This window comes from Capnocytophaga sp. HP1101, from assembly GCF_054772415.1.
Genome location: NZ_BPUU01000026.1, coordinates 448 through 682 on the forward strand (window position 1 = coordinate 448; position 235 = coordinate 682).

1 pseudogene is annotated in these 235 nt (G+C 31.9%); it reads left to right on the top strand.

From position 1 onward, the window contains the following. Positions 1 to 235: pseudogene (locus RCZ04_RS11840) on the top strand (IS3 family transposase); the annotation flags it as partial.

Sequence of the window (235 nt, forward strand, 5' to 3'; positions counted from 1 at the left end):
ATCAGATAAGATACATCAGGTAGCAAAAATAGGGAGAGATAAGTTCTTTATGATATTGAATAATAACGATTTACTTATTCAGAGGAAGAGGAGTTATACACGTACAACCTATTCTAATCATTCTTTTAGAAAGTGGACAAATCTTGTTAAAGATGTAGAAGTGAGTGCTAAAAATCAAGTATGGGTAAGTGATATAACCTATATTCGCACCTTAGAGGGTTTTAGGTATTTATCG